The 25,779-nt window shown below is 68.0% G+C and carries 26 protein-coding genes and 2 pseudogenes; 19 read left to right on the top strand and 9 right to left on the bottom strand.

Annotated features, from left to right (window positions below):
* The first annotated feature begins 9 nt into the window (after positions 1 to 9).
* Together nth and VUN84_15295 are read left to right on the top strand one after the other, a co-directional pair.
* Positions 10 to 894: an endonuclease III gene (nth, locus tag VUN84_15300; GenBank protein ID XAS63643.1), complete on the top strand. Its 885-nt coding sequence runs from the start codon at positions 10 to 12 to the stop codon at positions 892 to 894.
* Positions 891 to 1,589: a CoA pyrophosphatase gene (locus VUN84_15295; GenBank protein XAS63642.1), complete on the top strand. Its 699-nt coding sequence runs from the start codon at positions 891 to 893 to the stop codon at positions 1,587 to 1,589. The genes nth and VUN84_15295 overlap by 4 nt, the downstream gene beginning before the upstream one ends.
* 29 nt (positions 1,590 to 1,618) lie before the next feature.
* On the opposite strand, the gene VUN84_15290 is transcribed toward VUN84_15295, so the two are convergent.
* Positions 1,619 to 3,340 carry a bifunctional 3'-5' exonuclease/DNA polymerase gene (locus tag VUN84_15290; GenBank protein XAS63641.1) on the bottom strand — a complete coding sequence of 574 codons (1,722 nt, stop codon included), beginning with the start codon at positions 3,338 to 3,340 and terminating at the stop codon, positions 1,619 to 1,621.
* Positions 3,341 to 3,465: 125 nt separating this feature from the next.
* Between VUN84_15290 and ssd the strand changes: the two genes are divergently transcribed.
* The 7 genes from ssd (at position 3,466) to VUN84_15255 (ending at position 8,788) form a co-directional block, all read left to right on the top strand.
* The gene (gene ssd, locus VUN84_15285; GenBank protein ID XAS63640.1) at positions 3,466 to 4,629 is read left to right on the top strand and encodes a septum site-determining protein Ssd; all 1,164 of its coding nucleotides are present in this window, start codon (positions 3,466 to 3,468) and stop codon (positions 4,627 to 4,629) included.
* Positions 4,629 to 5,975 carry a TadA family conjugal transfer-associated ATPase gene (locus tag VUN84_15280; GenBank protein ID XAS63639.1) on the top strand — a complete coding sequence of 449 codons (1,347 nt, stop codon included), beginning with the start codon at positions 4,629 to 4,631 and terminating at the stop codon, positions 5,973 to 5,975. The genes ssd and VUN84_15280 overlap by 1 nt, the downstream gene beginning before the upstream one ends.
* 170 nt (positions 5,976 to 6,145) lie before the next feature.
* Positions 6,146 to 6,814: a hypothetical protein gene (locus VUN84_15275; protein XAS63638.1), complete on the top strand. Its 669-nt coding sequence runs from the start codon at positions 6,146 to 6,148 to the stop codon at positions 6,812 to 6,814.
* On the top strand, positions 6,811 to 7,422 hold the full coding sequence (locus tag VUN84_15270; protein XAS63637.1) for a type II secretion system F family protein: 612 nt from the start codon (positions 6,811 to 6,813) through the stop codon (positions 7,420 to 7,422). The genes VUN84_15275 and VUN84_15270 overlap by 4 nt, the downstream gene beginning before the upstream one ends.
* Positions 7,423 to 7,593: 171 nt before the next feature.
* The gene (locus VUN84_15265; GenBank protein XAS63636.1) at positions 7,594 to 7,887 is read left to right on the top strand and encodes a DUF4244 domain-containing protein; all 294 of its coding nucleotides are present in this window, start codon (positions 7,594 to 7,596) and stop codon (positions 7,885 to 7,887) included.
* Between the two features lie 104 nt (positions 7,888 to 7,991).
* Complete coding sequence (locus tag VUN84_15260; protein ID XAS63635.1) at positions 7,992 to 8,378, top strand: TadE family type IV pilus minor pilin; 387 nt, start codon at positions 7,992 to 7,994, stop codon at positions 8,376 to 8,378.
* Positions 8,375 to 8,788 (top strand): Rv3654c family TadE-like protein, encoded by a 414-nt coding sequence (locus VUN84_15255; protein XAS63634.1) that lies wholly within the window; start codon positions 8,375 to 8,377, stop codon positions 8,786 to 8,788. The genes VUN84_15260 and VUN84_15255 overlap by 4 nt, the downstream gene beginning before the upstream one ends.
* Before the next feature lie 10 nt (positions 8,789 to 8,798).
* On the opposite strand, the gene VUN84_15250 is transcribed toward VUN84_15255, so the two are convergent.
* Entirely contained in the window at positions 8,799 to 11,186 is a 2,388-nt protein-coding gene (locus VUN84_15250; GenBank protein ID XAS63633.1) for a DEAD/DEAH box helicase, read from the bottom strand.
* 52 nt (positions 11,187 to 11,238) lie between these two features.
* Positions 11,239 to 11,931, bottom strand: coding sequence for a GNAT family N-acetyltransferase (locus VUN84_15245; protein XAS63632.1), 693 nt, complete (start codon positions 11,929 to 11,931; stop codon positions 11,239 to 11,241).
* Between the two features lie 143 nt (positions 11,932 to 12,074).
* On the opposite strand from VUN84_15245, the gene VUN84_15240 reads away from it, so the two are divergent.
* Positions 12,075 to 12,968 (top strand): rhodanese-related sulfurtransferase, encoded by an 894-nt coding sequence (locus VUN84_15240; GenBank protein ID XAS63631.1) that lies wholly within the window; start codon positions 12,075 to 12,077, stop codon positions 12,966 to 12,968.
* 64 nt (positions 12,969 to 13,032) lie between these two features.
* Here VUN84_15240 and VUN84_15235 read toward each other — a convergent pair whose 3' ends face one another.
* The 3 genes from VUN84_15235 to VUN84_15225 all read right to left on the bottom strand — a co-directional run bounded on the left by VUN84_15235 (position 13,033) and on the right by VUN84_15225 (position 15,374).
* The gene (locus VUN84_15235; GenBank protein ID XAS63630.1) at positions 13,033 to 13,572 is read right to left on the bottom strand and encodes a hypothetical protein; all 540 of its coding nucleotides are present in this window, start codon (positions 13,570 to 13,572) and stop codon (positions 13,033 to 13,035) included.
* A 117-nt stretch (positions 13,573 to 13,689) separates the two neighbouring features.
* On the bottom strand, positions 13,690 to 14,178 hold the full coding sequence (locus VUN84_15230; protein ID XAS63629.1) for a hypothetical protein: 489 nt from the start codon (positions 14,176 to 14,178) through the stop codon (positions 13,690 to 13,692).
* A gap of 38 nt (positions 14,179 to 14,216) precedes the next feature.
* Positions 14,217 to 15,374, bottom strand: coding sequence for a hypothetical protein (locus tag VUN84_15225; protein ID XAS63628.1), 1,158 nt, complete (start codon positions 15,372 to 15,374; stop codon positions 14,217 to 14,219).
* Positions 15,375 to 15,661: 287 nt separating this feature from the next.
* Between VUN84_15225 and VUN84_15220 the strand changes: the two are divergent.
* Positions 15,662 to 16,229 (top strand): annotated as a pseudogene (locus tag VUN84_15220) (MerR family transcriptional regulator).
* 30 nt (positions 16,230 to 16,259) lie between these two features.
* Positions 16,260 to 17,894 (top strand): methyltransferase, encoded by a 1,635-nt coding sequence (locus VUN84_15215; GenBank protein ID XAS63627.1) that lies wholly within the window; start codon positions 16,260 to 16,262, stop codon positions 17,892 to 17,894.
* Positions 17,895 to 17,924: 30 nt separating this feature from the next.
* Here the strand turns inward: VUN84_15215 and VUN84_15210 are convergent.
* Positions 17,925 to 19,085 (bottom strand): annotated as a pseudogene (locus VUN84_15210) (MFS transporter).
* Between the two features lie 195 nt (positions 19,086 to 19,280).
* On the opposite strand from VUN84_15210, the gene VUN84_15205 reads away from it, so the two are divergent.
* Together VUN84_15205 and VUN84_15200 are read left to right on the top strand one after the other, a co-directional pair.
* Positions 19,281 to 19,934 carry a winged helix-turn-helix domain-containing protein gene (locus VUN84_15205; protein ID XAS63626.1) on the top strand — a complete coding sequence of 218 codons (654 nt, stop codon included), beginning with the start codon at positions 19,281 to 19,283 and terminating at the stop codon, positions 19,932 to 19,934.
* A gap of 189 nt (positions 19,935 to 20,123) precedes the next feature.
* Positions 20,124 to 20,900: an isocitrate lyase/phosphoenolpyruvate mutase family protein gene (locus VUN84_15200; GenBank protein XAS63625.1), complete on the top strand. Its 777-nt coding sequence runs from the start codon at positions 20,124 to 20,126 to the stop codon at positions 20,898 to 20,900.
* 15 nt (positions 20,901 to 20,915) lie between these two features.
* Here the strand turns inward: VUN84_15200 and VUN84_15195 are convergent, their stop codons facing one another.
* The gene (locus VUN84_15195) at positions 20,916 to 21,146 is read right to left on the bottom strand and encodes a zinc-ribbon domain-containing protein (protein XAS63624.1); all 231 of its coding nucleotides are present in this window, start codon (positions 21,144 to 21,146) and stop codon (positions 20,916 to 20,918) included.
* Between the two features lie 28 nt (positions 21,147 to 21,174).
* A complete protein-coding gene (locus VUN84_15190) occupies positions 21,175 to 21,873 on the bottom strand; it encodes a TetR/AcrR family transcriptional regulator C-terminal domain-containing protein (protein ID XAS63623.1) in 699 nt (232 codons plus the stop codon).
* Positions 21,874 to 22,133: 260 nt separating this feature from the next.
* Here VUN84_15190 and VUN84_15185 point away from each other — a divergent pair, with 260 nt between their 5' ends.
* From VUN84_15185 to VUN84_15165, 5 genes are all read left to right on the top strand, one after another.
* Positions 22,134 to 22,388 (top strand): hypothetical protein, encoded by a 255-nt coding sequence (locus VUN84_15185; GenBank protein XAS63622.1) that lies wholly within the window; start codon positions 22,134 to 22,136, stop codon positions 22,386 to 22,388.
* A 411-nt stretch (positions 22,389 to 22,799) separates the two neighbouring features.
* On the top strand, positions 22,800 to 23,852 hold the full coding sequence (locus tag VUN84_15180) for an iron-containing redox enzyme family protein (protein XAS63621.1): 1,053 nt from the start codon (positions 22,800 to 22,802) through the stop codon (positions 23,850 to 23,852).
* A 46-nt stretch (positions 23,853 to 23,898) separates the two neighbouring features.
* Positions 23,899 to 24,168 carry a CDGSH iron-sulfur domain-containing protein gene (locus tag VUN84_15175; protein XAS63620.1) on the top strand — a complete coding sequence of 90 codons (270 nt, stop codon included), beginning with the start codon at positions 23,899 to 23,901 and terminating at the stop codon, positions 24,166 to 24,168.
* 118 nt (positions 24,169 to 24,286) lie between these two features.
* The gene (locus VUN84_15170) at positions 24,287 to 25,462 is read left to right on the top strand and encodes a zinc-dependent alcohol dehydrogenase (GenBank protein ID XAS63619.1); all 1,176 of its coding nucleotides are present in this window, start codon (positions 24,287 to 24,289) and stop codon (positions 25,460 to 25,462) included.
* 58 nt (positions 25,463 to 25,520) lie between these two features.
* Complete coding sequence (locus VUN84_15165) at positions 25,521 to 25,775, top strand: DUF6480 family protein (protein ID XAS63618.1); 255 nt, start codon at positions 25,521 to 25,523, stop codon at positions 25,773 to 25,775.
* Positions 25,776 to 25,779: the final 4 nt, after the last annotated feature.

Below are 25,779 nucleotides of genomic sequence, written 5' to 3'. Positions count from 1 at the left end.
CCGGTAGCAATGGCCACCGAGTCCAGCACTCCGGGCCCGGACAGTGCCGTGCCCGGCGCCAAGACCGCCGGCACGAAAGCTGCCGGCCCCGATGGCAGCGGCCGCGGGCCGGCGGCCGAGTCCCTGCTGGCACTAAAGCGCCGTGCCCGCCGGATCAACCGGGCACTCGGGGAGCAGTACCCCTACGCCCATGCCGAGCTGGACTTCCGCAACCCATTCGAGCTGGTGGTGGCGACAGTGCTGTCGGCGCAAACCACAGATGTGACCGTCAATCAGATCACGCCGTCGTTGTTTTCCCGGTTCCCGGACGCGCGGAGCATGGCTGAGGCGGACGCGGCTGAGCTGGAATCCATCATCAAACCCACAGGGTTCTTCCGGGCCAAATCCCGGAACCTCCTGGCGCTGTGCACCCGCCTCGTGGATGAGTACGACGGCGTGGTGCCCGGCCGGCTCGAGGACCTGGTGATGTTGCCCGGCGTCGGGCGGAAGACCGCCAACGTGGTCTTGGGCAACGCATTCGGGGTTCCCGGGATCACGGTGGATACCCACTTCGGCCGGCTCGCCCGCCGGTTCGGCTGGACCGCCTCCGAAGACCCGGTGCGGATCGAGTTCGACGTCGCGGACCTGTTCGAGCGCCGCGATTGGACCATGCTCTCGCACCGCGTGGTGTTCCACGGCCGGCGCGTGTGCCACTCCCGCAAACCCGCCTGCGGGGCCTGCGCCGTCGCCAATTGGTGCCCAAGCTACGGGATGGGCGAGACGGACCCGGAAAAGGCCAGGACGCTGCTGAAATACGAACTCGCACCGGGGCAGGAGGAGCTGCTGTCCAAGCTGCTCGCCGAGACCCACCGTGCTGCGGAAATCCGGATGGAATCCCAGAGGAAGCCGCTGTGACCGCCCGGCAGGACCTCATCGACCTGGTATCCGCGGTGGAGGCAGGAACGGCCCCGCCGCCGGATCCGCGCTGGCAAAAACTCGCCGTAGAACCCGGTGAACGGGTCCGCCGCGCGGCTGTGCTGATGCTCTTCGGCTCGCTGGATGACGTTCCGGCGACGTCCGTCAAACAGCTCGCCCCGGCCGACCTGGATGTTCTGCTGCTACAGCGTGCCCAGACCCTGGATGACCACCCGGGGCAGGTCGCTTTTCCCGGCGGCGGCATCGACCCGGGCGAATCCGTCATTGAGGCCGCGCTGCGTGAGGCCGAGGAGGAAACCGGGCTGGACCCGGCCGGCGTCGAAGTCCTCGGCGTCATGCCGGAACTGGCCCTTCCCCGGGGGAACTTCCTGGTGACCCCGGTCCTGGGCTGGTGGGCGTCCCAGTCGCCCGTGCGGGTGGTGGACTATGGCGAGTCCGCGCAGGTTTTCCGGGTGCCGGTCCGGGATCTGCTGGACCCGGACAACCGGGTGATGGCCACCGTGACCCGCGCGGGCCAGACGTTCCTGAGTCCGGCGTTTACGGTCAATGACGTGGTGGTTTGGGGCTTCACGGGAATGATCCTCAACCAGCTGTTCGATCAGCTGGGGTGGGCGGTTCCGTGGGACCGGTCGAGTTTGCTGAGCGTCGATGCCTGGAGCAGGCTGCCCGGCTGAGCCCGGATCCGCCGGGCGGTCCCGCCCGGTTACTTGGCGTTGTCGTAGGAGTCCACGACGGCGACGCTGACCGGAAACTCAACCGGAATTTTTCCAAACAGCAATTCCTTGGCCACGTTTGCCGCTTCTTCGACGGCCCGAATGCAGTCGGCCACCGCGGCCTCAGGGCAGTGGATCATAACTTCATCATGCAGGAAGAACACCAGTTCCCCGGCGGGTCCGCCGCCGGCACGCATGCCACGGAGCCGGCGTCGGAGTTCCGCCAGCCAGCAGGCCGCCCAGTCCGCGGCGGAACCCTGGACCACGAAGTTGCGGGTGAAACGGCCCCGCGAGCGGGCGATCGAATCGGCCCGGCGCTGTTCCTCGGCACTGGCGGACTGCTGGCTTTGCAGCCAGCGTTCCGATGGCGGCGGGCTGCTGCGGCCGAGCCGTGACGTGACTGTCCGGCCGGCTTCGCCCTCGCGGGCTGCCTGCTCCACGAAGCCCACGGCCCGCGGGTAAGTGCGCGTCAGCTGTGGCATCAGGCGCCCCGAATCGCCGGTGGTGGCTCCGTAAATCGCCCCGAGCAGAGCTACCTTGGCCTTGGCGCGGTCACCGCCAAACCCCTGCGCGGCGATGCCGGCGTACAGGTCCTTGTCGCGCGCAGCCTCGGCCATCCTGGCGTCCTGTGCCAGCGCCACGAGTACCCGGGGTTCGAGCTGGGAGGCGTCCGCGACGATCAGTTTATGGCCGGGATCGGCGTGAACGGCGCCCCGGATCTGCCGGGGAATCTGCAGCGCGCCGCCGCCGCGCGAGGCCCAGCGGCCCGAGACCACCCCACCCACTACGTACTCGGGCCGGAACCGGCCGGTTTTCACCCAGGCATCCAGCCAGCCCCAGCCATTGGCGGCATGCAGCCGCGAAAGCTTCTTGAACGCTAGCAGCGGCTCGATCGCGGGGTGGCTGGATTCTTTCAGCTCCCACTGCCGGGTGGACTTCACCTCGATGCCGTTCCGGTGCAGGGCCCGCATGAGCTCCTGCGGGGAGTCCGGATTCAGGCCGGGGGAATTCAGCAGCCGCCGCAGTTCAGCGGTGAGGGCCTCCAGCTTGGCCGGACGGTGGCCCAGTGGAGGCCGGGGGCCGAGGTAATCCGCAAGGATCTGCTCGTGCAGCTCCTCGCGCCACGGCACGCCGGTGTGCTGCATTTCAGCCGCGATCATGGCCCCGGCCGACTCGGCCGCGAGCAGCAACTGGAGGCGCTGTTTCCGGTTGTTACCGGGCTGTCCGGCGCCACCATCACCCACGTGGGCGAGCGCATCCTGCTGGGCGCCGAACTCGGTCCGGAGCTCCTCGGCACTGTGGCGGGGCGCCCTGCCCAGCCCGGGATCATCGAACAAAGCGCCCTGGTCAGCCGGCGGAGGAGGCGGCTGCAATGCCCGCGGCGGCTGCAGCTCATCAGCCTGGGTCAGTTTCTCCGCGTTCTGCGCGTAGGCGGTGTGGGCGGTGAACTCCGAATGCGCCAAAATCGCGCCGCACAACGTGAGGTCGTAACAGCGTTCCAATTCCACCCCGGCAGCCAGCAGCGCCGGATACCAGTCCTGGGTTCGGTGCCAGATCCAGCGCGGCCGTCGCCGTTCGAGTTCCCGCACGACGCCGGTCAGCCCGGCGGCGGTTACGATCCGCGGGTCCGGGGCGGCCGGGTCCGGGGAGCCGTCCACGGTGAGCTCCTGGAGGACTGCGCCGTCAGAGTGGGCGGCGAGCAGCAAGTACATAGGGACAATTCTGCCCTGCGGGACCGGGCTCCACGTCCACTTCTCCAGCCGTCATGGCGGCGTGCTTGTCCACATAGCTGCGGCCCCGGGTTACGGCGGGGCCGCGGGACGGGAAGAGTGGCCGCATGAGCAGACATCAGTTACCGAGTGCCGGTGCTGGCCGTCGCGCTGGCTCCTCGCCCGGGGGAGGCGTTGGACCGGGCGATGGCGCTGCGGGAACGGCGCCGGGTGACGCGGCGTGGTTGCCGGCGGAGTTCGCCGAGACGTTGCTGGTGACGGGACTTGAGGTGCTCCGCAATGAGGTCGAACGCGTCGTGGCGGCCACCGGAAGCCAGCTGCGTACCGTGGGTGATATCAGGGCGGCGGCACCTTTCTGGAACTCCGCGGCGGAGGTCCTGCTCGGCAGCGACATCCGTGAACTGCCGCCGCGGGGACGGGCGCCGGCCGTGCTCGTTGGCCTGAACGGGGACGGCGACGGCCTGTGGCAGCTGGCGGCCGCCGTTGGCGCCGAGCGCGTCGCCGTGCTCCCGGAGGGCGCGTCCTGGCTGGCCGAGTACCTCAGCCGCTCCCGCAGGCCCGAACCGGGAGGATTCGTCCTCGGGTTCGTCGGGGGTTGCGGTGGCGCAGGGGCCAGCACCGCAGCAGTGTGGGTCGCGCATGCCGCCGCACGGCGGGGCGTCAGTGTCCTGCTCGTGGACGGCGACCCCCGGGGCGGGGGCCTGGAGCTCTCGATTGATGCCGAGGAGACACCGGGACTGCGATGGCCGGATTTGGCCGACGCCCGGGGCACGATCGATCCGCGCCAGCTTGCTGATTCCCTGCCGGTTGCCGGCGGGTTCCCGTTCTTGTCCTGGCCAGGGAACAAGGACCGGCAGGCCGGGGTGGACCGCGCCGTCGTGGCGGGGGTGCTGGATGCTGCCCGGCGCGGTTTCGAGCTTGTGGTCATGGATCTTGGCCGGTGCCGGGAAGCGCTGCGCACGTTTGCCTGGGACTGTGACCGGATCATCGTCATGGTGCCCGCGCTCCTGCGGGCGGCAGTGGCCGCGGCCCGGCTTTTGGAAGACCTGCCCGGGGTCGAAACGGTGCTTGTGGTGCGCAGCAGCCCCGGCGCTGCCCTCGATGCTGAGTTGATTGCCGAATCAGTCGGACTGCCCCTGGCCGGAGTTCTGCCGGATGTCCGGCAGGCGCCCGGCGCCACCGAACGCGGCCGGCTGCTGGACACCGGACGGCAGCGCAAGGTTCGGCTATTCGCCGGCATCGTCCTCGACTTCGGCGCCGGGGCAACTTGATGAGCGCCCATTCCGCGCCCGGCCCGGCGGATGCCGGCCGCGGCCCGGACGCGGCCGGCAGCGCGGGTGCGGCGCGCTACCGGCACGGGAGCCGCGCCTCCGTCGATGCACTGTTGCTGGAGTCTGTCCGCGAATCGGTGATGTCCGACGCCGGGCCGGTGACGCCGTCGCGCGTGGCGGCGGCCGTGCAAGCGAGCGGGCGGCTGCTGGGGACTGCCGGCGCGCTCGCCGCCGCCGAGGGGATCAGCGCCGAACTCAACGGCCTCGGACCCCTGCAGATGCTGGTCCGGGACCCGGCCGTCACCGACATCTTTGTCAACGGCCCGGGTTCGGTCTGGCTGGACCGCGGCAGCGGGCTCGAACGGGCCGCGGTTGAGTTCTCCGGCGAGCCGCAGGTCCGGGCGCTCGCGGCCCGGCTCGTGTCTGCGGGCGGGCGGCGCCTGGACGACGGTTCCCCGTGCGTTGACGTCCGGCTAGACGGCGGTTACCGGGTCCACGCCGTCCTGCCACCGATCTCCACGGAGGGGACACTCCTGAGCATCAGAATCCGGCGTGACCGGGTCTTCTCCATGGATGAACTGCGGCGGAACGGAATGTTCGGGTCGTTCATGCAGACCGTGCTGGAACGCATGGTGGCGCGCCGGCTGAGTTTCCTGATCAGCGGTGCCACCGGGTCCGGCAAGACCACGCTGCTTGCCACACTCCTCGGTCTCTGCCCGCCGGGGGAGCGGCTGGTCTTGATTGAGGACGCCTCGGAGCTTAATCCGCTGCACCCGCACGTTGTGTCGCTGGAGGCGCGGCACGGCAACCTCGAAGGCGGCGGCGTGGTGGATCTGGGTGAACTCGTGCGGCAGTCACTGCGGATGCGGCCGGACCGTTTGGTGGTCGGGGAGTGCCGGGGTGCCGAGGTCCGCGAATTGCTGGCCGCCATGAATACCGGCCATCGAGGAGGAGGCGGAACCATCCACGCCAACACCGCCGCGGATGTTCCCGCCCGGCTGACCGCGTTGGGGGCGCTGGCGGGGATGTCGCAAGATGCGGTGCGCCTCCAGGCAGCCAGCGCCCTTGACGCCGTGGTCCATGTGGACCGCACGAAGGCCGGGAGGAGCGTGGCGTGCCTGGGGGTGCTGGACGACACCGTGGCGGGTCTGGTGGTCGGCTCCGCCGTGGACGTTTCCGAAGGCACCATCCGCTGCGGGCCGGCCTGGCCGCAGCTGGCGGCCCGTCTAGGACTCGACCCCGACGGCCCCGACGGCCCCGCCGGCCCCGCCGGAATCCGCGCCGGGGGATCCGCCCTGCCGCGGGAAGATGCAGTCCACCCAGGCCCGGACGGGGACCCGGGATGACCGGGGCGCTCCTGGGCATTCTGGTTTTCGCGGCGGTCCTCGCGCTTTCGGCGCCCGGGGATCCTCGCCGCAGGATGCGTGCGGCGTTTGCCGGCCCGCCAGGTGCCGCAGGCTCGTCACCGGCCCGCAGCAGAGGAAAGTGGCCTGGACGGATTCCTCCGGCAGTTTCGATGACCCTGTTCGTGCAGCAGATGGCGGCCCTGCTCAAGGGCGGCCGCACGCCCGCGCGGTTGTGGGGCGAGCTGTGGCTCCTGCATGCGGGCGGACCGTCCGCATCCTTGTCCCGGGAGGCCCCGGTTCAGCCTTGGCAGACGCCTGGGCAGCGGGCGCCGGTGCTGGCCCCGGGCTCTCTGCGCTTGCTTGCAGCAGCCCGGGGTGCAGCCGTTCAGGGGTTGTCCGTTGGCGCGGCCATCCGCCTCGCCGGAGCAGCCCCCTCCGGGCCAGCCGGCACCGGAATACTTCGGTGGAACCGGGCGGCCGGGGAGAGGTTGGAGCTGCGGGTCTGGTTCCAGCTCGCCGCGTGCTTTGACGTGGCCGAGGCAACGGGTTCCCCGCTGGCAGAACTGTTGACGCGGTTTGCCGCCCAGCTGGAAGCGGAGGACGACGCCGCGGCTGCCCGGCAAACGGCGTTGGCCGGGCCCCGTGCGACCGTGCGGCTGCTGACCGGGCTGCCGTTCCTCGGCCTCGGCCTGGGTCTGGTGTTGGGTGTGGACCCCGTCCATCTTCTGCTGGGAAGCCCGTGGGGAGCGGCGGCGCTCACCGCGGGTTTGGCGCTTACCATGGCCGGCCGGATCTGGTCGGCACGGCTCGTCCGGGCAGCTGAAGCCGCCCGGCCGTGACAGCCGACGCCGCGGGCCTGATGGTGCTGGCGATCCTCGTGGCCGCGGCAGTGACGGCGCGATCCGGCGCCGGTGCGGCCAGGCGGCGGCTTCGACGCCAGACCCGGAGTACCCCCACGGTTGAGGGGCCGGCTGGCTCGCATGACGGTTTCCAGCCACCGGGCCGATCCCGGGGCCCCGGGCTCGATGACACGGCGATGATGCTGGAACTGATCGGCGCGATGCTGGAGGCCGGGTCGGGACTGGACCGGGCGCTGGCGCTGGTGGCTGAGCTGGCGACCCCGGACCTCCGGTCACCGTTGCGCCCGGTGGTCTCGGCGCTCGCGATTGGCGCCGACTGGGACACCGCCTGGCGCAGTTCGGCCGTCCGGTCGCCCCGGCTCCTCGCCCTGCGCGAGGCGCTAGGGTTTGCCGCCCTTACCGGCGCGCCGTCCGCCGCCATCCTCTATGCCCAAGCGGCGCGCCTGCGCCGTGAGCAGTTCCGGGCAGCAGAGAAAAAGGCCGCAGCCCTTGGCGTGAGACTCGTCGTGCCCCTGGGGTTGTGTTCGCTGCCGGCCTTCATCTGCCTGGGCGTCATCCCGGTGCTGCTTGCCATGCTGCCGGGCTGAATTGGCGCCAAGCAGGTCCCCGGCGGCGGGCGCGTCAGTTGTCCTCCACAGCCGGGGCTGATGGCCGGGTTTTCCACTTGGCCTTGGGAGTTGCTACCAGGCCGGTCTTCGGGCCGGAAGAGTCTAAGAACAGCCGGCAACTCCGCCGGAATCTACGAAAGGAAAGCCACCATGTCCACCCATTCCACGGCGCGCGACGGCGCAGGGAACGCCCAGCAGAGCCGGGCGCCGCAGGACAGCGCCGAGATCCGTGAAATCTACCCGGGGTCCAGCGGGCCGGTCCCGCGCCGCGCACGAAGGCTGCGGGAGCTGCTGGGCGCTGAAACTGGCATGGCGACAGCCGAATATGCCATCGCCACGCTCGCCGCCGTGGGCTTTGCCGGCATCCTCGTGTTCATTATGCGCAGCGATGAGGTCCGCGGGTTCCTGCTGAACCTTATCCGCACGGCGCTCGCGCTGCCATGACAGGCCGTTGGCCGGTTCGGCGGGCACCCCGGGCAGCGGCTTCCGCGAGCCCGTCGGCAGCCGCGCGGGAGCAGCGCGGCCCAGGGACCCCATGCCGCGGCGCTGTGACAGCCGAATTCGCCGTCGCGCTCCCTGCCGTGGTGCTCCTGCTCGCCCTGTTGCTCGCGGGCTCGGCGGCCGGGGTGACCCAACTGCGGCTCGAGGAAGCAGCCAGGGCCGGTGCCCGCGCCCTGGCGCGCGGCGAGGACGCCGCTGCCGTGGAAGGGATCGTCCGCCGGCTCGCTGGCGCCTCGGCCTCCTCGGCCGTGGCGTCCGACGGGCAGTGGCTCAGCGTCACCGTCTCGGGCAAGGTTCCAGGGGCCGTTGGCTCACTTCTTCCCTGGAACCTCACCGCCCGCGCCTGGACCCGGGGTGAAACGTCAGGGCCGGTGGCCGCGGTCCGGAGTCCCCGGACGCAGAGCCTCCAGCTGATGCAAAACCTGGCCGCATGAACCGGCCGGGTACCTCCGGGACGCCGCGGTCCGGGCATCCGCTGGAGCCGGAGCCCACGGCAGCCCGCGCGTACCGGGAGCGCGGTGCGGGCACCGTTTTGGCGCTGGGGCTGGGGCTGCTGGTCGTCCTCGCCACCGTGCTCGTCATGCTGCTGGCCCAGTCGGCCGCGATGGCGTCGCGGGCCGCCGCCGCCGCCGATCTTGCGGCGCTGGGAGGCGCGGATGCTGCCCGGGGCCTTGTTCCGGGAGAACCCTGCGTCGTCGCCGCGGACATTGCCCGCCGGAACGGCGCAAAAATCCTCAGCTGCTCGCAGGGCACCGGGAGTACGGTGCAGGTCCGCACCGAACTCGAGGTCCGCACCCCCATAGGCGGGGCCACAGGGCTTGCCCGGGCAGGCCCGCCGCCGTAAGCCGGTGGTGCTAGGCCTGCAGTGTTGTGACTGCGGGGTCCGTCTGCGTGGCGGACATCTGGTCCGTGGCCTCTTCAAGCAGGACATCCAGCAGTGTGACCGCGGCGTCCTTGTCGAGGGGATTGTTCTTGTTGCCGCATTTGGGTGACTGCACGCAGGACGGGCAGCCGGACTCGCATTCGCAGGCCTTGATCGCGTCGCGGGTGGCGGCGAGCCAGACTTTTGCCTTGTCATAGCCGCGCTCGGCGAAACCAGCGCCGCCGGGATGGCCGTCATACACGAAGATGGTGGGCACGCCGGTGTCGGCGTGAATGGCAGTGGACACCCCGCCGATGTCCCAGCGGTCGCTGGAGGCCACGAGCGGAAGGAGTCCGATGGCGGCATGTTCGGCCGCGTGCAGTGCGCCGGGGAACTGCGCCTCGATCAACCCCGCGCCGGTCAGCGATCGGTTGTCCATCACAAACCACACCGCCTTGGTGAACAGGTCCCGGGCTCCTAGCTGCAGCGGTTCCTCACCGAGGATTTCATTGGAAATCAGCGCCTTGCGCTGGAAGGACACCACCTGCGTTGTCACTTTCACGTCCCCGAAATGCACGGCGACGTCACCCCACTGGGTGGTGCGCTGGGTTTCGAGGACCTCGATCTGGGTCACGTCCCGGGCAGTCGTGTAATAGTCCGGATTCGTGCGGCGCACCATCACGCAGTGATCGTCTTCGTTCAGGTCCTCCACCACGTAGGTCTCGCCCTGGTGGACGTAGACGGCCCCGGCGTGGGCCTGATAGTGCGTCTGCGGGGAGTCCATCGTCCCCAGGAGGGAACCGGTTTCGGCGTCTACGATGCTCACCGGCCCGCCGCCGTCGGCCCGCAGGTTCACCATCGCTGCGGCGCTTTGCGGGTGGGTCCAGAACCACCCCGCCGGGCGCCGGCGCAAATACCCCTGGGCCACCAACTGGTTCAGGAGCTTCTCGGACGTGGCACCAAACAAGTCCAGTTCGGCGTGCCCGATCGGGAGTTCGGCGGCGGCGGCACACAGGTGCGGACCCAATACATAGGGATTGGAGGGGTCAAAGACAGTGGCCTCCACGGACACGTCGAAGATCGCCCCGGGGTGGTTTACCAGGTAGGTGTCCAGCGGGTCATCGCTTGCGACGAAAGCGGCGATGGCGTCCTGCCCCGCCCGGCCGGCCCGTCCGATCTGCTGGAACAACGACGCCCGGGTTCCCGGCCAGCCCGCCACGAGCACGGCGTCGAGTCCGGAGATATCGATGCCCAGCTCCAGAGCCGACGTACTGGCAACGCCCAATAGCTCGCCGGACCGCAGCGATTTCTCCAAGGCCCGGCGTTCCTCCGGCAAATAGCCCGAGCGGTAGGCCGCGACCCGTTGCGGCAGGCTGGGATCGACTTCGTCGAGGAGCCGCTTAGTGATGGCGGCAATGGTCTCGGCGCCGCGACGGGACTTGATAAACGCTATGGTCCGCACCCGCGAGGACACCAGATTGGCCAGCAGATCCGCGGTTTCCGCCACGGCGGTGCGCCGCTCCTTGGCGCCGTTCTCGCCCCGGAGCTCGGTCAAGGCCGGCTCCCAGAATGCGACTGTCGTGGATCCGTGAGGGGAGGAATCCTCGGACACGGCACGCACCGGCGCTCCGATAAGCCGGCCGAAAGACGTCCCGGGCTCGGACGCCGTAGCCGAGGCTGCGATGAACACGGGCCCGGGCCCGTCCGGGCTGTAGTAGGCGCAGATGCGGCGCAGCCGGCGCATCAGGTTGGCCACATGGGATCCGAAGACGCCGCGGTAACTGTGGGCTTCGTCAATGATCACGTAGCGCAGCCGGCGGAAGAAGCGTGCCCACCAGGTGTGGTTGGGGAGGATTCCGAAGTGCAGCATGTCCGGGTTGGCCAGGATGAAGTTCGCGTGGTCCCGGATCCAGCGGCGGGACGCGGGGTCGGTGTCGCCGTCATAGGTTTCAGCCCGGACGGTGCGGATTTTCAGTGCCCGGATGGCGGCAAGCTGGTCGGCCGCCAGGGCCTTGGTGGGGGAGAGATACAGGGTGACGGCACCGTCGTCGTGGATCCTGCCGGGATCAGCGAGGACCCGCAGTTCGGACCCGTGGATCGCGTCCAGGGCCGGCAGCTGGTAGGCGAGCGACTTGCCGGACGCGGTGCCGGTGGCGATCACCACGTGCTCGCCGCCGTGGGCGAGGTCGGCTGCCTGGATCTGGTGGCGGTAGGGCTGGTGGATGCCGAGCGAACCGTAGGCGGTCACCAGATCAGGGTGGGCCCATTTCGGCCACGGCGCATGGACGGCCTGGCGGGCGGCGATGGTCCGCACATGACGGAGCTGCTCCGGGTCCGGGCCGCGGCCCAGCAACGGAATCAGGGACTCATGCGGGTTCACTCGTCCATTCTTTCACCCGGCCTCAAATCGTCCGGGCCCGGATCCCCGGGTGTCAGCCGACGGACAGGTCCGCACCCTCGTCCGAGGCGGAAAGCATCAGCACCTGGCAGACGCCCGTCCAGCCGAGATGCGAATACAACTTTTGCCCGTCGAGCGATGCCAGCAACAGTCCGGTTTCGACATCGTGCTCGAAAGCCTGTGCGGCGAGGGCCCGCATGATGAAGCTGCCCAGCCCCCGGCGTTTGTACGCCGGCTCGGTGATGATCTTGTCGAAGATGGCGGTGTGACCGACCACAAACACGCGCCCGCTGGCCGCCACCTCATCCCCGGCATAGACCACGGCATGGTGAACGCCGTCGGACTGGGAAGGCTCCCAGCGGAGGTCATCGTCCGGGAGCCAGGGATCCTCCGCGTCCTGGGTCTCCATATCCACGATCATCATGGTCTGCGAGGCCGACGTGACGTTGAGCCCGTGCTCCCGGGCCAGGAGCTTGTATCTCGCGAGATCGTTCGTGAGGATCGTCAGAACCCGGGCAGGCACTTCAACGGTGGTGGCGGCCAGCTGTGCGAACTCCGCATCGGAGGGATCGTGACTGAAATATTCCCACTCGTGGGTAGTGTCCGCCCGGAGGGCCGCAGGAAACCGGCCCTCCCTGCGTGTTTCATATCCCCGGCACCCCGCCCAACCGGTGACCCAGGTTTCCAGCAGATGTGTGGTGTCGTCAACCATGGCCTCGAGACTCATGGAATGAGAGTATTCCAGCCATGCCCCATGCAACAGGGGCCGGGCCCTGCAACAGGCCTTGCTTACGCAATTGTGACAGGACCGCACCCGGCCTGCTGCCGGGACCGGGCCCCAGCCAGGTGTCCAGCCGGTACCCTTAAACGGTGGCGTTGAACAGAATTGTGCTCTTTTACGGCTTTACTCCTCTCCCGGACCCGGACGCCGTCCGGCTCTGGCAGCGGGCGCTCTGCGAAAAACTCGCACTGACCGGCCGCATCATCATTTCTAAAGACGGCATCAATGCGACCGTCGGCGGCGAGCTGAACGCGGTCAAGCAGTACGTGAAGACCACCCGGGAATACAAGGGCTTCCACGAAATCGACGTGAAGTGGTCCGACGGCAGCGCTGCCGACTTCCCGCGGCTCAGCGTTAAGGTCCGCGACGAAATCGTGTCGTTCGGTGCCCCCGGTGAACTCAAGGTTGATGCCGGCGGCGTTGTCGGCGGCGGTAAGCACCTTTTGCCCGCTGAACTGCACCAGCTCGTCGAAGCCCGGAAGGGGGAAGGCGAGGAAGTGGTCTTCTTCGATGGCCGCAACGGCTTCGAGGCCCAGATCGGCAAATTCAAGGGTGCCGTGGTCCCGGATGTGGCCACCACCCACGACTTCATCAGGGAGCTCGACTCCGGCAAGTACGACGCGCTCAAAGACAAACCAGTGGTCACGTACTGCACCGGTGGCATCCGCTGCGAGGTGCTCTCCAGCCTCATGGTGAACCGCGGATTCAAAGAGGTGTACCAGCTCGACGGCGGGATCGTCCGCTACGGCGAGACCTACAAGGACCAGGGCCTCTGGGAAGGCTCCCTCTACGTGTTCGACAAGCGTATGCACCTGGAATTCAGCGAGGACGCGAAAACCATCGGCGAATGCGTGCGCTGCTCTGCCCCGACGAGCAAATTTGAGAACTGCTCCAACGCGTCCTGCCGCACGCTCACCTTGTACTGCGCGGACTGTGCCGCCAGCCCGGACACCCTTCGCTGCCCGGACGGCTGCGCTTCCTGAAGCCCTGGGGTTCCGGCGGCACCGTTGCGGGGACCGAAGGAGCCGGGTCGACTGCCCCGGGAGCTCAAATCCGGCTCACCCGGTAGGCGAAGTTGGCGCCCGCTCTGGTCCTGACGATTATGTGGAGCACGACGTCGGCGGGCAGGTAAACGACGTTGACCCGGGAAGTCCCGCACCGCAGGTTCAGGTCCACCAGTTCCACGTCGTCGTGGCCGATGCTGAACGAGACCCGCCGCGGGCTCCGGCAGGCCAGGGTCAACGCGTAGCTGCCCGCGGGCAGATACGTTGTGGTTTCCTCGTGTTCCTCCGCGGCCGCGAGGGTGCCGTAATTGCTGTGGAACACCTGCCCCGGGGCGTCGGGAAGCGCCTGTGCGGCCCACGCGTCCAGTGCGGCTCCGGTGACGGGCCGGCTGAGCATGGGGTCCTGCGGCAGGGCGGCATCTGTCATTGCGGGAGCAGGGGCCGATGCCGTTCCGCCGGACGACCCGTCGTCATATTCGTAAGCGCAGCCGGCCAGGGCCGACCCCAGCAAAAGGGCGGCGAGCAGCCCCACGGCGCAGGCCGTGCGGGTCCGGGGCACGCCTGACGCCGGAACGGTGGGCATGTCCCGACTTTAACCCTCCCGGTGTGGCCGCGCCAGTGCCCGACGGTCCCTGCGGCAGGGTTGTTCCGGCTTCAGTGCCCGGGCCCGCTGAAACGAATGGCAGGGGGCGCATCGGGCTTACTGGGCCGGCGTGAGCTGGTAGGCGTAAACCAGCGGGGCGTCAACGCTGGAGGTGCTGACCTGCAACGCCCCGGCTGCGGGGACTTTGATGCGCGCCGTCTCGCGGCTCCCGTTGCACGCCGCACCCGCCTCTGCCAGTGTGGCGCCGTCCAGGGACACCCCGAAGAACGCTTTGCCGCCGCCATCGCAGCTCACGGTCAGCAGGTAGCTGCCCGCACCGATTCCGCCCGCGGTCTTGACGATAGGATCGCGGTTGAGGATCTTTCCCGCGTCCTCCAGCACTATCCCGGCGGCCGAGGGAAGCGCTGTGGCCTTCCACTCCTGCACATCGGTGGACTCGACGGAACGGACGGGGGTGCACGCCGCTGTGGCAAGGACGATGACGGCGGCGGCAGCCGCGCCGAGCGCTGCCCTGCGGACACCCAAAGCAGTGCGTCCGGAAGCAGTGCGCCCGGAAGGACGGGCGCCGGGAATGGGGAGGAACATGCTTCCAACTTACCGTCCCGCGCCCGGCCCCGGGACGCCTACCCCGAAGCCAGCTCCTGCACCGGCCCCCTGTGCAGGGCGAGGTACACGCGGTCCCGCAGCAGGTTGGCCTCCCCATCCGTCAGGGTCCGGTGCAGTGGCTGCAGTACCAGCCGCAACAGGACATTAACCTGGCCGGGGGTGAGGCGGAGCCGTTCGACGGCGGCGGCCGGCAGCCCCGACGCGGGGGTCACCGCCCGGATTTCCAGGGCGGCCAGCAGCTCTGCATCGGGCCCGAGGACCGTCCGTGCACGGTCGCCCAGCAGTTCGGCGTCGGCCTCCGCCGGGGATTCAAGGACGAGGGACAAATCGCGCCGGACCTCCGGCATCACCGACACCGGCCGATACGGGTTAAGGTCCCGCAGCTGGGCCACGACGCCGGGGTGATCCGAGCGCAGGAGCCGGATGTCCCGGATGCCCTTGCGCAGCATCACGGCACGGTCCAGCCCGAGTCCCAGGGCAAGGCCCGCCCAGCGCCGCGGGTCGAGTCCGGAGCCGCGAAGGACCTGGGCGGCCACGAGGCCGCATTCGGCCAGTTCCAGCCATTTCCGGGTACCGTCCGGCTGGGTGACCAGCACGTCGACCTGCCGCCCCGTGTCCGTGTAGCTGTGGTCCGCCGGGCTCGCACGCCACTGAACATCCGGGTAAACGGCTGCCGGTAGGACCGCCTCTACGACGGCCGACATCATCTGCTCCAAATCGGCGGCACCCAGCAGGCCGCGCGCTTTCAGCCGCCAGAGATCCACCTGATGCGGGGTGCCCACATGGGTTCTGTCAATCGCGTCCCGCCGGTACACCAGGCCGGGCAGTGCGTGCAGCCGGTCGTAACGGCCCAATTCCAGGCGCAGCGAATCGAGCAAGGCAGGAACGCCCGCTGAAGTGTGGCTCCGCAGCATCACTGTGGGGCTGACGTGGCGGGAATAGCGCGAGTCCCTGGTGACGTCGTCGGGGGAATAGCCCAGCCGGTCATAGTTGTCGGCGGTCGCGACGAGCGGACTGGACCGGTGGGTCTGGACGCCGGTGCCCCACAGCCGATCCAGCGCCGCCGTAATGTCAGCCAGCAACAGGGACATCGCGTGCGGGCCCTGCGCGGGATCGGAAAGATCACGCATGGCCAGGGCAGCCTGCAGGTCAGCGGGGGTTACATACTTTTTCACGAGGGGGTCCTTTGTGTATGAGAGCGGAGGGGAACTTCACCCTCAGCCGCTGCACCGGACGGACCCCGGCGGCTGCGATTACGTGCGCGGCAGGAAGCCCGTGCGGCCGGAAAGCGGCCGAGGGCTGATAAATCGCTGCTGCAGATGCATACCTCCCATGCTACGACAAGCTGCGCCGTCCGGCGGGGGATGCCATCACCGGCGCCTTGACCTTGACGTAACGTCAAGCCCCAGCATCGGGTTAGCGGCGCGACTTAGCCTGCGCCGGACCGGGAAGAGGCAGCGACGTGGAATGGTCCGTGCAACAGATCGCCGGAGTCGCCGGGACCACCGGCCGCACGCTGCGCCACTACGACACCATCGGACTGCTCAAACCCGGCCGGACCGGCGGGAACGGCTACCGATTCTACGACCAGGCGGCCCTCGTGCGGTTGCAGCGCATCCTGCTGCTGCGGGACCTCGGCCCCGGTCTCCCGGGACTTGCCGGGGTCCTGGCCTCCGAGCCGACGCCCACGGGGCACTCGGCGGCCACCTTGCCTGGCTGGAGCAGGAACAGCAGCGGGTGGCCCGTCAGATCGCCCCGGTCCGGCGGACCCTTGAGGCAATGACAGCCGGAGGAGAGATCATGGCAGAGAAAATCTTCGACGGCTTCGACCACACCCAATACCGGGACGAGGTGGAAGGGCGCTGGGGCAAAGACGCGTGCGCCGGCGGCGGCAGTGACGTCACGGCATACCTCACTGGCCCTGGCGGGATGTGCGTTGCCGATCCCCGCTTCACTGCCACCTACGGCGGGATCGCGGGGCATCGTTCGTCCGGGCCGCCCTTCGGATCCAGGCGGCGAAGCAGCGCTAAGCCCAGCGCTGCGCGGACTAAACTTGTCCGGTGACTCTTTCCCCGCATTTCACGGCCGGCAACACTCCCGACGCCCCGCGCAGCGACCTCCCGGACCTGCTCGACGCCCTTGCGGCGGACCTGCGCCGCATCGGCTACACGGTTGACGGCGTCGCTGGTCTTCTGGGCCCGGCCGCGCACGGTGCACTCAGCCGCGACCAGCTCGTTCCCGCGCTGATCGTCACCGCAGCTGCCCGCTCCGGGGACCCAACGACGGCGGCGCTCGCCGTCGTCGTCCGTTTCTGGCTGCTGGCCGAACCGCAGGCCGCCGCGGACCTCGACGCGGCCCTCCCCGGCATCCGCACGGCGGGCCTGCTGAAACTGGGCCTCGCGGAGCCCTCCGCGGAGGGCCTGGTCCAGGCGAAGGTGGATCTGCGGCCGTACGGCTGGGAAGGGATCCCCGGCGACGACTCAGACGAAAGCGGCGGCGCGGAGCTTTGGGTGGCCAGCGACCTCGCCGCCCACCAGCGCCCCGGCGTGTTGCGCCATGACCATGTGCTCGGCATCGGACAGGCATCGACCACACTGGTGCAGGTCACAGCCCGCCGGCATGTTGGCCGTGCCCTGGATCTCGGGACCGGCTGCGGCGTCCAGACCTTCCACCTGCTGCACCATGCCGAGCACGTGACCGCTACCGACATCTCCCGGCGGGCACTCGCATTTACCCGGTTCAACCTGGTGCTGAATGCCGGTCAACTGCATCTGGATCCGGCTGACCTGGAAACCCGGGTGAGCCTGCGGCAAGGCTCGCTGCTGGATCCGGTGGCAGGCGAGGACTTTGAGCTGGTGGTCTCCAACCCGCCGTTTGTGATCACACCGCGCAGCACAGAGGAGGCCGCCGCCGGCCAGTTCACCTACCGCGACGGCGGTCTGCCGGGCGACGACATCGTTGCCGGACTGGTCCGGGACCTCCCCTCCGTGCTCAGCCCCGGCGGAACGGCCCAGCTTTTGGGAAACTGGGAGATTCCGGTGGGGGCCGACTGGGCAGAACGCCCGCAAAGCTGGGCCAGTCCGGATGCCGATGCCTGGTTCATTCAGCGTGAGCAGGTCAGCCCGGCACAATACGCCGAAACGTGGCTGCAGGACGCCTCGGAGGCCCGCGACCGGCGGCTCTACCAGTCGTCCTACGCCGCCTATCTGGCCGATTTCGAATCCCGCGGCGTCGAGGCCATCGGGTTCGGAATGATCTGGCTGCGGCGGCCGGCCGCGGGGCAGCCTGTGCTGGGGCGCTTTGAGCAGATCACCTACGCGATCGAACAGCCGGTCGGCCCGCACCTCGGTGCGGCGGTGGAGCGTGCCGACTGGCTGGCCGGCCACAATCTGGCGGTCGAACACCTGCTGGTGGCCGAGGATGTCACGGAAGAGCGGCACCAGCGCCCCGGCGCCGAGCATCCGGGTGTAATTCTCCTGCGCCAAGGCGGCGGTTTCCGCCGCACCAACCTGCTCAGCACGGAACTGGCCGGCTTTGTCTCAGCGTGCGACGGCGACCTGTCCGTCGGGCAGATCATCGGTGCCCTCGAGGCGTTGCTGGGCGGGGGCGAGGACTGGGACGCCGCGACCTTCCGGAGCGGGCTCCTCGCCGAGGTGGGGAATCTGGTGCGCGACGGTTTCCTGCTGCCCGCCTGAAGCGGCCAGCTGGCGGGGCTCCGGGGTGGGACCTGCCGCCCCCTCGCTGCCATAACGCGGCAGGACATACGCGGTAACCGCCAGGGCCGCCAGGACTCCGCAGGCGCCGGCCGCCAGGAAGCTCGCCCGAAGGGGAAGCAGGGCACCAAGAAGCCCGCCCAGCGCCACGGCCCCAATGGAAACGGCCCGGGTCAGGCCGCCCAGGATGGCCATCGCCTGGCCCCGGCTGTCTTCCGGGATCCGCAGAATCACAATCGCTCCGAAACAGGCGTTCAGCAGTCCGCACGCGGCACCCATGGCGGTGTAGACCACAAACAACAGCTCCATGCTGGGCACCATGGCGATAATTCCTAGGAATGCCGAGGTCAGGCCCATCGAAAGGAGGAGGATGCGCAGGCGGGCCGCCGGGGTCCTGATCCGTGCGGCGAGAGCCGCTCCGGACGCCATGCCGAGACCAAACGAGGCGGCCACCAGGCCGTACTGCATTTCGGTGGCACCGAGTTCGTCGCGGGCGAGGAACACTTCCAGGACATTCGTTGCCTCGCCGACCATGATGAAGAACAGCGCGCCGAGAACCAGCGCCCAGACCAGGCCATCCCGACGGATCAGGCGCAGACCGTCCCACAGGGCAGGTTTTTCTTTGCCTGCCCGGTCGGCGGCGGAGCCGCGGCGGGTCCGGATCAACAAGGCACCTGCGGCCATTGCCACATAGCAGCTGCTGGCCAGGGTAAACACCAGGGCATAACCGCCCCACCCGCTGAGCAGCCCGCCCGCTGCCGGGCCCACCATGCCCGCAATCATGATGGTTGCCTGCATGGTGCCCAGCGCCCGCGGCGTCCCTTCCTCGCCCACAATCCGGGGCAGGAGGGCCTGCCAGGTGGGCCCCGCTACGGCCTGGGCTGCGCCCAACAGGAAAGTCATGGCGAACAACACCAGAAGGTGGTTCTCGGAGTCCTGCAAGCCGATCCCCATGCCGGCGACAGCTGCGGCGCTCAGCACGGATGACCCCGCCGCCAAAGTCCGGGAGTCACGGGTATCGGCCAGACGGCCGGCCCACGGGGCCAGCAGTACCAGCGGGAGAGCCGAGCAAAACAGGTAGGCGGCCACCAGCCATGGCCCCGCGATGGAGGTCTGGCCCGTCGCGGCAACACGCTGCAGGTAAAGCATGACGCTGATGATGACGGCGCCCATGCCGGCTGTGGCGATAAAGCGCGAGCCGCTGGCCAGGAGAAAGTCCCGGTTCCGCCTCAGCGGCAGCGCGGCATGGTTTTCACCAGGCGCATCCTGAAATGCCTGTTTCATAGGTTGCAAAATACCGCCGAACCAGAGTATTTGTCAAGCATTTCTTTCATAGTTGGATAAATTCCGGCTCGGTAGACTTATGAGGTGAATGCAGAAACCCCGATGCCGGAGTCGCAGCTTCCTCCGGCCCCGAAACGTCGGCAGCGCCCGGAAAAGAATGTGGAAATAACTGACCCCAAGGCGATCCGGGCGCTGGCCCATGCGGCCAGGCTGGAAGTCATTTCCGAGCTGTATTCGACACAGCTGAGCCGGACGGCCACGGAGCTCGCCGCACAGACCGGCCTCACCCCCAGCGCTATGAGTTACCACCTGCGGGCGCTGCAGAAATGGGGCATTGTGGCCCCGGCCGCCACCGCCGGCGACGCGCGGGAGCGCCGCTGGAAAGCGGCGGGCACCGACTTCACCATCAACTCTGGCGGGGGATCCGCGAGCCCAGAGTTCGCCGTGCTGGACCTGGAGCTCGATGCTTTCCGCCGCCGTGTCAATGCCTACGCCAAGACGCAGGATGAACGGCGCCGGCGCGGCGAGGATGTGGACGTGCCCTCGTCAATGATGCTGGCCAGCAACCTGCTGTACCTGACGCCGGAGCAGCGCGCGGAACTCAACGAGAGAATCTTTGACCTCCTCCGGGACTATGAGCTGCCCGAGCCGGACAAGGTGCCCGAGGGGGCGGAGCGGATGGCCACTATGTGGTCGATGATCCCGGATGACCGCGGCAAGGCTGCGCCGGCCTCCTAAGCCGCGCGCAGCCCGCATCCGCGGCCACCACATCAAGACGGTGCGGTCGCGGCGGCCGGACCCGAAAGGCCCGTGGCGGCTCATCCGCAGGGGCTTGGCGTAATCCGTTGACGTTTCATTGCGCCGGCGGCCCGCGTCTATAAACTGATCGTGGATCCGCCTGGTCGGTTGGCAGGGATGGGAATGGAAATGGCCACTTTTCGGGAACTTCACCACACCGCGGCGCCGCTCCTGCTGCCCAACGCCTGGGACCTTGGATCCGCCCTGGCATTTGCCACTGCAGGATACCAGGCCATCGGCACCACCAGTTTTGGCATCGCGGCAAGTGCAGGCCTCCCTGACGGCGGCCGGTCCAGCAAGGCGGACACCCTCGCAGTCGCGGCGCAGCTGTGCCGGTTGCCTGTTCACATCACGGCAGACGTCGAGGACGGCTACTCCGATGATCCCGCCGAGGTCGCGGAACTGGTGGCCCACCTGGCAAACCTGGGCGTAGCAGGGATCAACCTGGAGGACAGTACGGCCGGGCATCTGGTGGAACCGAACGCTTTCGCTGACAAGGTCGCCGCTGTAAAACACCGCAGCCCGGAAATATTCATCAACGCCCGGGTGGACAACATCTGGTTCGGCGAGCAGGCCACCGTGGACGCCGTCCTGCTCCGCGCCCGTGCTTACGCCGACGCCGGAGCGGACGGGATCTTTGTCCCCGGGCTTGCGGCACCGGAGGACATCCGAAGCATTGCCGCTGGCATTGGGCTGCCGCTGAACGTACTGGCCCATCCGTCACTGACAGTTGCCGAGCTGGGGGAGCTGGGGGTCCGCCGGGTGAGTTCCGGCTCCCTGCCCTACCGCGCCGCGGTGGACGCGGCGGTGAACGTGGTTAACGCCCTGCGCGACGGTAAGCAGGTGCCGGCCGCCACTTCGTATTGGGAGATGCAGTCACAGCTCCGGTCATTCAGCGCGCGGTAGCGGCCGGTCTTCGTGCTACCAAGCCACGGCCTTCCGCTGCCGCGCATTAACAGCCGACGTATGGCCGCAGTTCGAGCAGGTAATCCGGAATGTCTTGGAAGTGGTGAAGAGGGGAATGAAGAACAGGGTGAACTTGGTGGCTCGTTCCTGGAGATGATGGTGAACGAACTGGCCGCAGTGTTGGCAGGTCCCCTGCCGCCCCGGGAGGTCGTTCAGGACAGTCTTGAGGCCGAAGAGGAGAAACATGGCTGGTGCCTTTCGAAAGGGCGGCTGGTCAGGCCCGGGGGGTGAGGCGTGCGGCTAGTCCGGTGAGCAGGATGGTGATTCCTTCATCCAGTTCCGCCATTCCGTCGTAGTCGACGAGGACCGGGGCCAGAGCACGCAAATTGGGGAAATCCTTGGGCGGCAACCGATGCAAACCCAGGCGGAGGAGCGCTTCGTTTTCCTCCGGGTCCACAATGAACTCCTGCAGTTCATTGAGGATATGGCCGTACAAAAATCCGTAGTAGGCGCGGTAGACGTGCAGGGCATCGGTCGGGGCGAATCCGGCGTCGATCAGCAGTGACAGAATTTGTTCCAAAGGGCGAAGCGTGCCCAGGGGGCGAAGCCCCAAGGGTGTCGACAGGGGCCGTGTCACCAGCAGGGGGACGACGTTCGGATGCCGGAGTGCGAGGTCGCGAAGATCGTGGGCGATGCGCCGGAGCTGGGACTGCCAGTCCGGGTCCTTGGGAACGATGGCCAGTTCGTTCAGGACCAGTTCGGAGACGCCGTCCAGGAGGGCTGCCCGGTTTTCGGCGTAGCGGTACAGACTCATCGGATCACGGCCGAGCTTCTGCCCCAGCCGGCGCATCGTGAGCGCATCAAGGCCGTGGGCGTCAACCAGTTCCAGGGCAGTGGACAGGACAACCTCCCGGCTGAGCCGCGCTTTGGGTCCCTGTGCCGAAGGGCGGGTGGGTTCTTCTGTGGGGGACATGAATTCCGTTCGAGTGGCGGTGCAAGTCCGGCCCTCCAAGGAACGCCGATGGAACAGTAAGCAAGCTTGCTTATCAAGTAGTCTACGCGTATTGTCTACACTGTAGGAAAACAGCTCATCCATCAGTCCTGCTTTACCCGTACACCCCGAGTCGCAGAGCTGAGATTCGGACCCGTTTGACGCCCCGCGCACGGCGTTCAAGCCTCAGCTGCTGTAGCCCTCGGCAGCCATAAAAGCGCACTTAGCGGAACGAGCCGACCATGGCAGACTCGCAGTACGATCGCTTCCTTCTGGAAGCAACCACCCCCGACACCGCGTCCGACGTCCTGGGAAGGGACTCCCTCTACGGCGTTTACACGAGCTGGTGCTTCCTGACCCAGGCCGCGCCCCGGCCTGAAGACGCGTTCTGGGCGGCCATGAGGCAAAAACGAATTCGTCCCGGACGCACCCGCCTTCGCATGAAGGGTCCCGCCGCGGCCGACTACATCCTTTCGAGCTATCCGGGGATGGTCTGAGGAACTGAGCGTTCGCCCCGGCGCCGCATCGGAGCGGCCCGGGGGAGTCACCCGGGCCGTTACCACCTGTTCTCGGTGCGGCAGCCCCGGTGCCATCAGATCACCCGTCCCTTAAGGACATCACCCGTCCCGTAAGGACATCAGCCCTCCGGGCCGGACGCGTCATGGCAGACGCGAAGGCGGCCTCGCTGCTCCAGTTTGCCCGGCCACTGCAGGGAACCTATATCCCTGGTGGTACCGCGGCAACCAGCGGCGGCCGAAGCCGCACCAGGCAACTCGTCACCACCCGGGGGCATCGCGCCGGCCCTGGTGCCGTCCCGAGACACGGCAAAGTGAGCCGCGGCCGTGCGTTAATCCACTTCTGCTCCAACAAGCGACGACCCGCCGCGCCCTGCCGGCCTAGGAGAATATATGAACATCCCGGAACCGCGGGGACCCATCAGCACCGGAGTGCTTGCCCTTCTGGCGCAGGAACCCGGACCGGAACCGGCCGGGCTCGCCGCTCTGCGCACGGTCATCGTCCAGCGGCTGTCCGTGATCGAGGACCTGATCGACGACGATGTCCAGCTCGCCTTGTTCTGTCTCTATGAGCTGCACTACGGCGGGCTGGACGGCGTCGATGACCGCTGGGAGTGGCACCCCGGCCTGATCGGGATCCGGCACCTGCTGGAGAAACCCTTCGAGGCCTGGCTGCGGGCAGAGGCGGGCGCAGTAACGGCGTCCGTCGTCCGCCCGGAGTCCGTCCCGCCCAGCCGTGACGCCACGGCGGCTCTGCTTTTTGACCTGGCGGCCCGCGACGGCGGACCCAGCGTCTCCCGTCATGTGGCGAAGAAAGCCACCGCCGCGCAGTTGCGGGAATTCCTGATCCACAAGTCGATGTACCAGCTGAAGGAGGCCGACCCGCATACGTGGGCCATCCCCCGTCTGAGCGGCCGTGCCAAGGCCGCACTTGTGGAGATCCAGGCCGACGAGTACGGCGGCGGCGATCTCGAGCGCATGCACAGTGCTCTGTTTGCGCGGTCCATGAGAGGCCTGGGCCTCAGCGACACCTACGGCGGTTACGTCGATGCCGTGCCTGCGATCTCCTTGGCTTCGGTGAACATGATGTCCTTGTTCGGGCTACACCGCAGGCTCCGCGGAGCCATCGCCGGGCATCTGGCGATGTACGAGATGACATCCTCCCGCCCGAACCAGCTGTACGGCAACGGATTCCGGCGCCTGGGCTTTGGCGCGGATGTCACCGGATACTTCGATGAGCACGTCGAAGCGGACGCCGTCCACGAACAAATCGCCGGCCGGGACCTTGCCGGCGGTCTGGTAGCGGCGGAACCGGAGCTGCTGGAGGATGTCCTCTTCGGCGCGGCCGCTGTCTCCTGCCTCGACGCCCGGTTCGCCGCACACCTCATGGCGGCCTGGGACAACGACCGGTCCTCACTGCGGCCGCCCGTACCCGCCAACGCATGACCGGCGACGGATTCCAGCCCCTCCACCAGTTTCACCGGAAGCAGCCATGAATGACAACGCCCCACTGAACTCCGGCAGCGCCTCCCTGGTGCTCTGCCCTGATGGTCCCATCCTGGTCCGCGGCGACTTCGACGTCGTCACGTCTGCGGGTGAACCGGTGCCGAGGCAGCGCAAGACCGTTGCCCTCTGCCGATGCGGAGCCTCCGCCATCAAGCCCTTCTGTGACGGCACCCACAAACTGATCAACTTCCGCACCGGCGCCCCCGGCGTCCCAAAGCCTGAAGCTCAGGGTCCCGGCGGCACGGCCGGCCCCTAACAGGCTGCGGGTCCCAGAACGGCTCGCCTTCACTTTGGCGCGCGGACGAGCAATAATCAATTGATCAGCATACTTATTATTAATTACTGAATTATTAATTACTGAACGGGAGTACAGCATGCGAGCACTTACCTGGCAGGGAAAACGGTCGGTCAGCGTGGAGGTGGTTCCGGACCCGGTGATCCAAGAGCCCACGGACGCCATCGTGAAGATCACCTCCTCAGCGATCTGCGGTTCCGACCTTCACTTGTACGAGGTCCTCGGACCGTACATGAAGTCCGGCGACATCCTCGGCCACGAACCCATGGGGATTGTCCAGGAGGTGGGCTCCGCAGTCACGAACCTCGTGCCCGGGGACCGGGTGGTCATCCCGTTCAACATTTCCTGCGGACACTGCTGGATGTGCAAGCAAGGCCTGCAATCGCAGTGTGAAACCACGCAGGTGCACGACCACAACAGCGGCGCGAGCCTCTTCGGATTCTCCGAGCTCTACGGGTCCGTCCCCGGCGGCCAGGCAGAATACCTGCGGGTGCCACACGCGGACTATGGACCGATCAAGGTTGGCCACGAGCTGCCCGACGAGCGCTACCTCTACCTTTCCGACATCCTTCCTACGGCCTGGCAGGGCGTCAAGTACGCCGACGTGCCCGACGGCGGGACGCTGGCAGTCTTCGGCCTCGGCCCCGTCGGCCAGTTCGCGAGCAGGATCGGCCGACACCTTGGCCAGCGGGTCATTGCGATCGAGCCGGTACCGGAACGCCGCCGTATGGCAGAGCGGCACGGCATTGAAACGATGGACTTCTCGGATGACCTTGGTGACCAGCTGCGCGAGATGACCGGCGGAAGGGGCCCCGATGCGGTGCTCGATGCTGTCGGTATGGAAGCGCATCATTCCCCCGTTGGCGCGTTTGCCCAGCATGCAGTGGGGCTTCTGCCCGACGCGCTGGCCAAGAAAGCCATGGAAACTGCCGGCGTGGACCGCATGACGGTCCTTCATGCGGCCATCGATGCAGTGCGGCGCGGCGGCACCATCTCGCTCAGTGGTGTCTACGGAGGCACGGCAAGCCCGATGCCCCTGCTGACGATGTTCGACAAGCAGATCCAACTCCGGATGGGCCAATGCAACGTCCGGAACTGGACCGACCACCTGATCCCCCTCGTGGAAGATCCCAGTGACCCGCTGGGTGTAATGGACCTCAAAACCCATGAGGTCTCCCTGGACGGAGCCGCGGCCGCTTACGAAATATTCCAGAAGAAGGAAGACGGCTGCATCAAGGTGATCTTGAAGCCCTGAACGCGGCAACGCGGCACTACGCCAGCGGCACATCACCAGAGCAACGAGAGGCGCTACCATGAGCAGCTATCATCCCGAGAATGACCCCGCCAACCCGGACCCGCCCCGGGCTGACGGTGGAAAGAATCCAGGCGTACGGGAATACTCCATCCCCGATCCCGCTGCCTCGGGCGACCCCGATGCGGGAGCCTCGGCCAACCCCGATCCGCTCAACGGAAAGATCACCGGGCTGGAGCCGGGCGGGGGAGTGCCGCCCGGGGAGACGCCCCCGGCCGAGGACCAGATGAGCCGGGACCAGGGCCACAGCGAGTAACTGT

The sequence above is a fragment of the Micrococcaceae bacterium Sec5.8 genome, assembly GCA_039636775.1.
GTDB lineage: Bacteria > Actinomycetota > Actinomycetes > Actinomycetales > Micrococcaceae > Arthrobacter.
The sequence above is the reverse complement of the archived record's forward strand: the minus strand, read 5'-3'. Positions and strand labels throughout refer to the sequence as shown.

Excerpts from the sequence above, each read along its gene's own strand:
- nth (XAS63643.1), top strand. The coding sequence starts at position 10 with ATGGCCACCGAGTCCAGCACTCCGGGCCCGGACAGTGCCGTGCCCGGC.
- VUN84_15290 (XAS63641.1), bottom strand. The coding sequence starts at position 3,340 with ATGTACTTGCTGCTCGCCGCCCACTCTGACGGCGCAGTCCTCCAGGAG.
- ssd (XAS63640.1), top strand. The coding sequence starts at position 3,466 with ATGAGCAGACATCAGTTACCGAGTGCCGGTGCTGGCCGTCGCGCTGGC.
- VUN84_15280 (XAS63639.1), top strand. The coding sequence starts at position 4,629 with ATGAGCGCCCATTCCGCGCCCGGCCCGGCGGATGCCGGCCGCGGCCCG.
- VUN84_15275 (XAS63638.1), top strand. The coding sequence starts at position 6,146 with ATGACCCTGTTCGTGCAGCAGATGGCGGCCCTGCTCAAGGGCGGCCGC.
- VUN84_15265 (XAS63636.1), top strand. The coding sequence starts at position 7,594 with ATGTCCACCCATTCCACGGCGCGCGACGGCGCAGGGAACGCCCAGCAG.
- VUN84_15255 (XAS63634.1), top strand. The coding sequence starts at position 8,375 with ATGAACCGGCCGGGTACCTCCGGGACGCCGCGGTCCGGGCATCCGCTG.
- VUN84_15245 (XAS63632.1), bottom strand. The coding sequence starts at position 11,931 with ATGAGTCTCGAGGCCATGGTTGACGACACCACACATCTGCTGGAAACC.
- VUN84_15235 (XAS63630.1), bottom strand. The coding sequence starts at position 13,572 with ATGCCCACCGTTCCGGCGTCAGGCGTGCCCCGGACCCGCACGGCCTGC.
- VUN84_15230 (XAS63629.1), bottom strand. The coding sequence starts at position 14,178 with ATGTTCCTCCCCATTCCCGGCGCCCGTCCTTCCGGGCGCACTGCTTCC.
- VUN84_15200 (XAS63625.1), top strand. The coding sequence starts at position 20,124 with ATGGCCACTTTTCGGGAACTTCACCACACCGCGGCGCCGCTCCTGCTG.
- VUN84_15195 (XAS63624.1), bottom strand. The coding sequence starts at position 21,146 with ATGTTTCTCCTCTTCGGCCTCAAGACTGTCCTGAACGACCTCCCGGGG.
- VUN84_15190 (XAS63623.1), bottom strand. The coding sequence starts at position 21,873 with ATGTCCCCCACAGAAGAACCCACCCGCCCTTCGGCACAGGGACCCAAA.
- VUN84_15185 (XAS63622.1), top strand. The coding sequence starts at position 22,134 with ATGGCAGACTCGCAGTACGATCGCTTCCTTCTGGAAGCAACCACCCCC.
- VUN84_15180 (XAS63621.1), top strand. The coding sequence starts at position 22,800 with ATGAACATCCCGGAACCGCGGGGACCCATCAGCACCGGAGTGCTTGCC.
- VUN84_15175 (XAS63620.1), top strand. The coding sequence starts at position 23,899 with ATGAATGACAACGCCCCACTGAACTCCGGCAGCGCCTCCCTGGTGCTC.
- VUN84_15170 (XAS63619.1), top strand. The coding sequence starts at position 24,287 with ATGCGAGCACTTACCTGGCAGGGAAAACGGTCGGTCAGCGTGGAGGTG.
- VUN84_15165 (XAS63618.1), top strand. The coding sequence starts at position 25,521 with ATGAGCAGCTATCATCCCGAGAATGACCCCGCCAACCCGGACCCGCCC.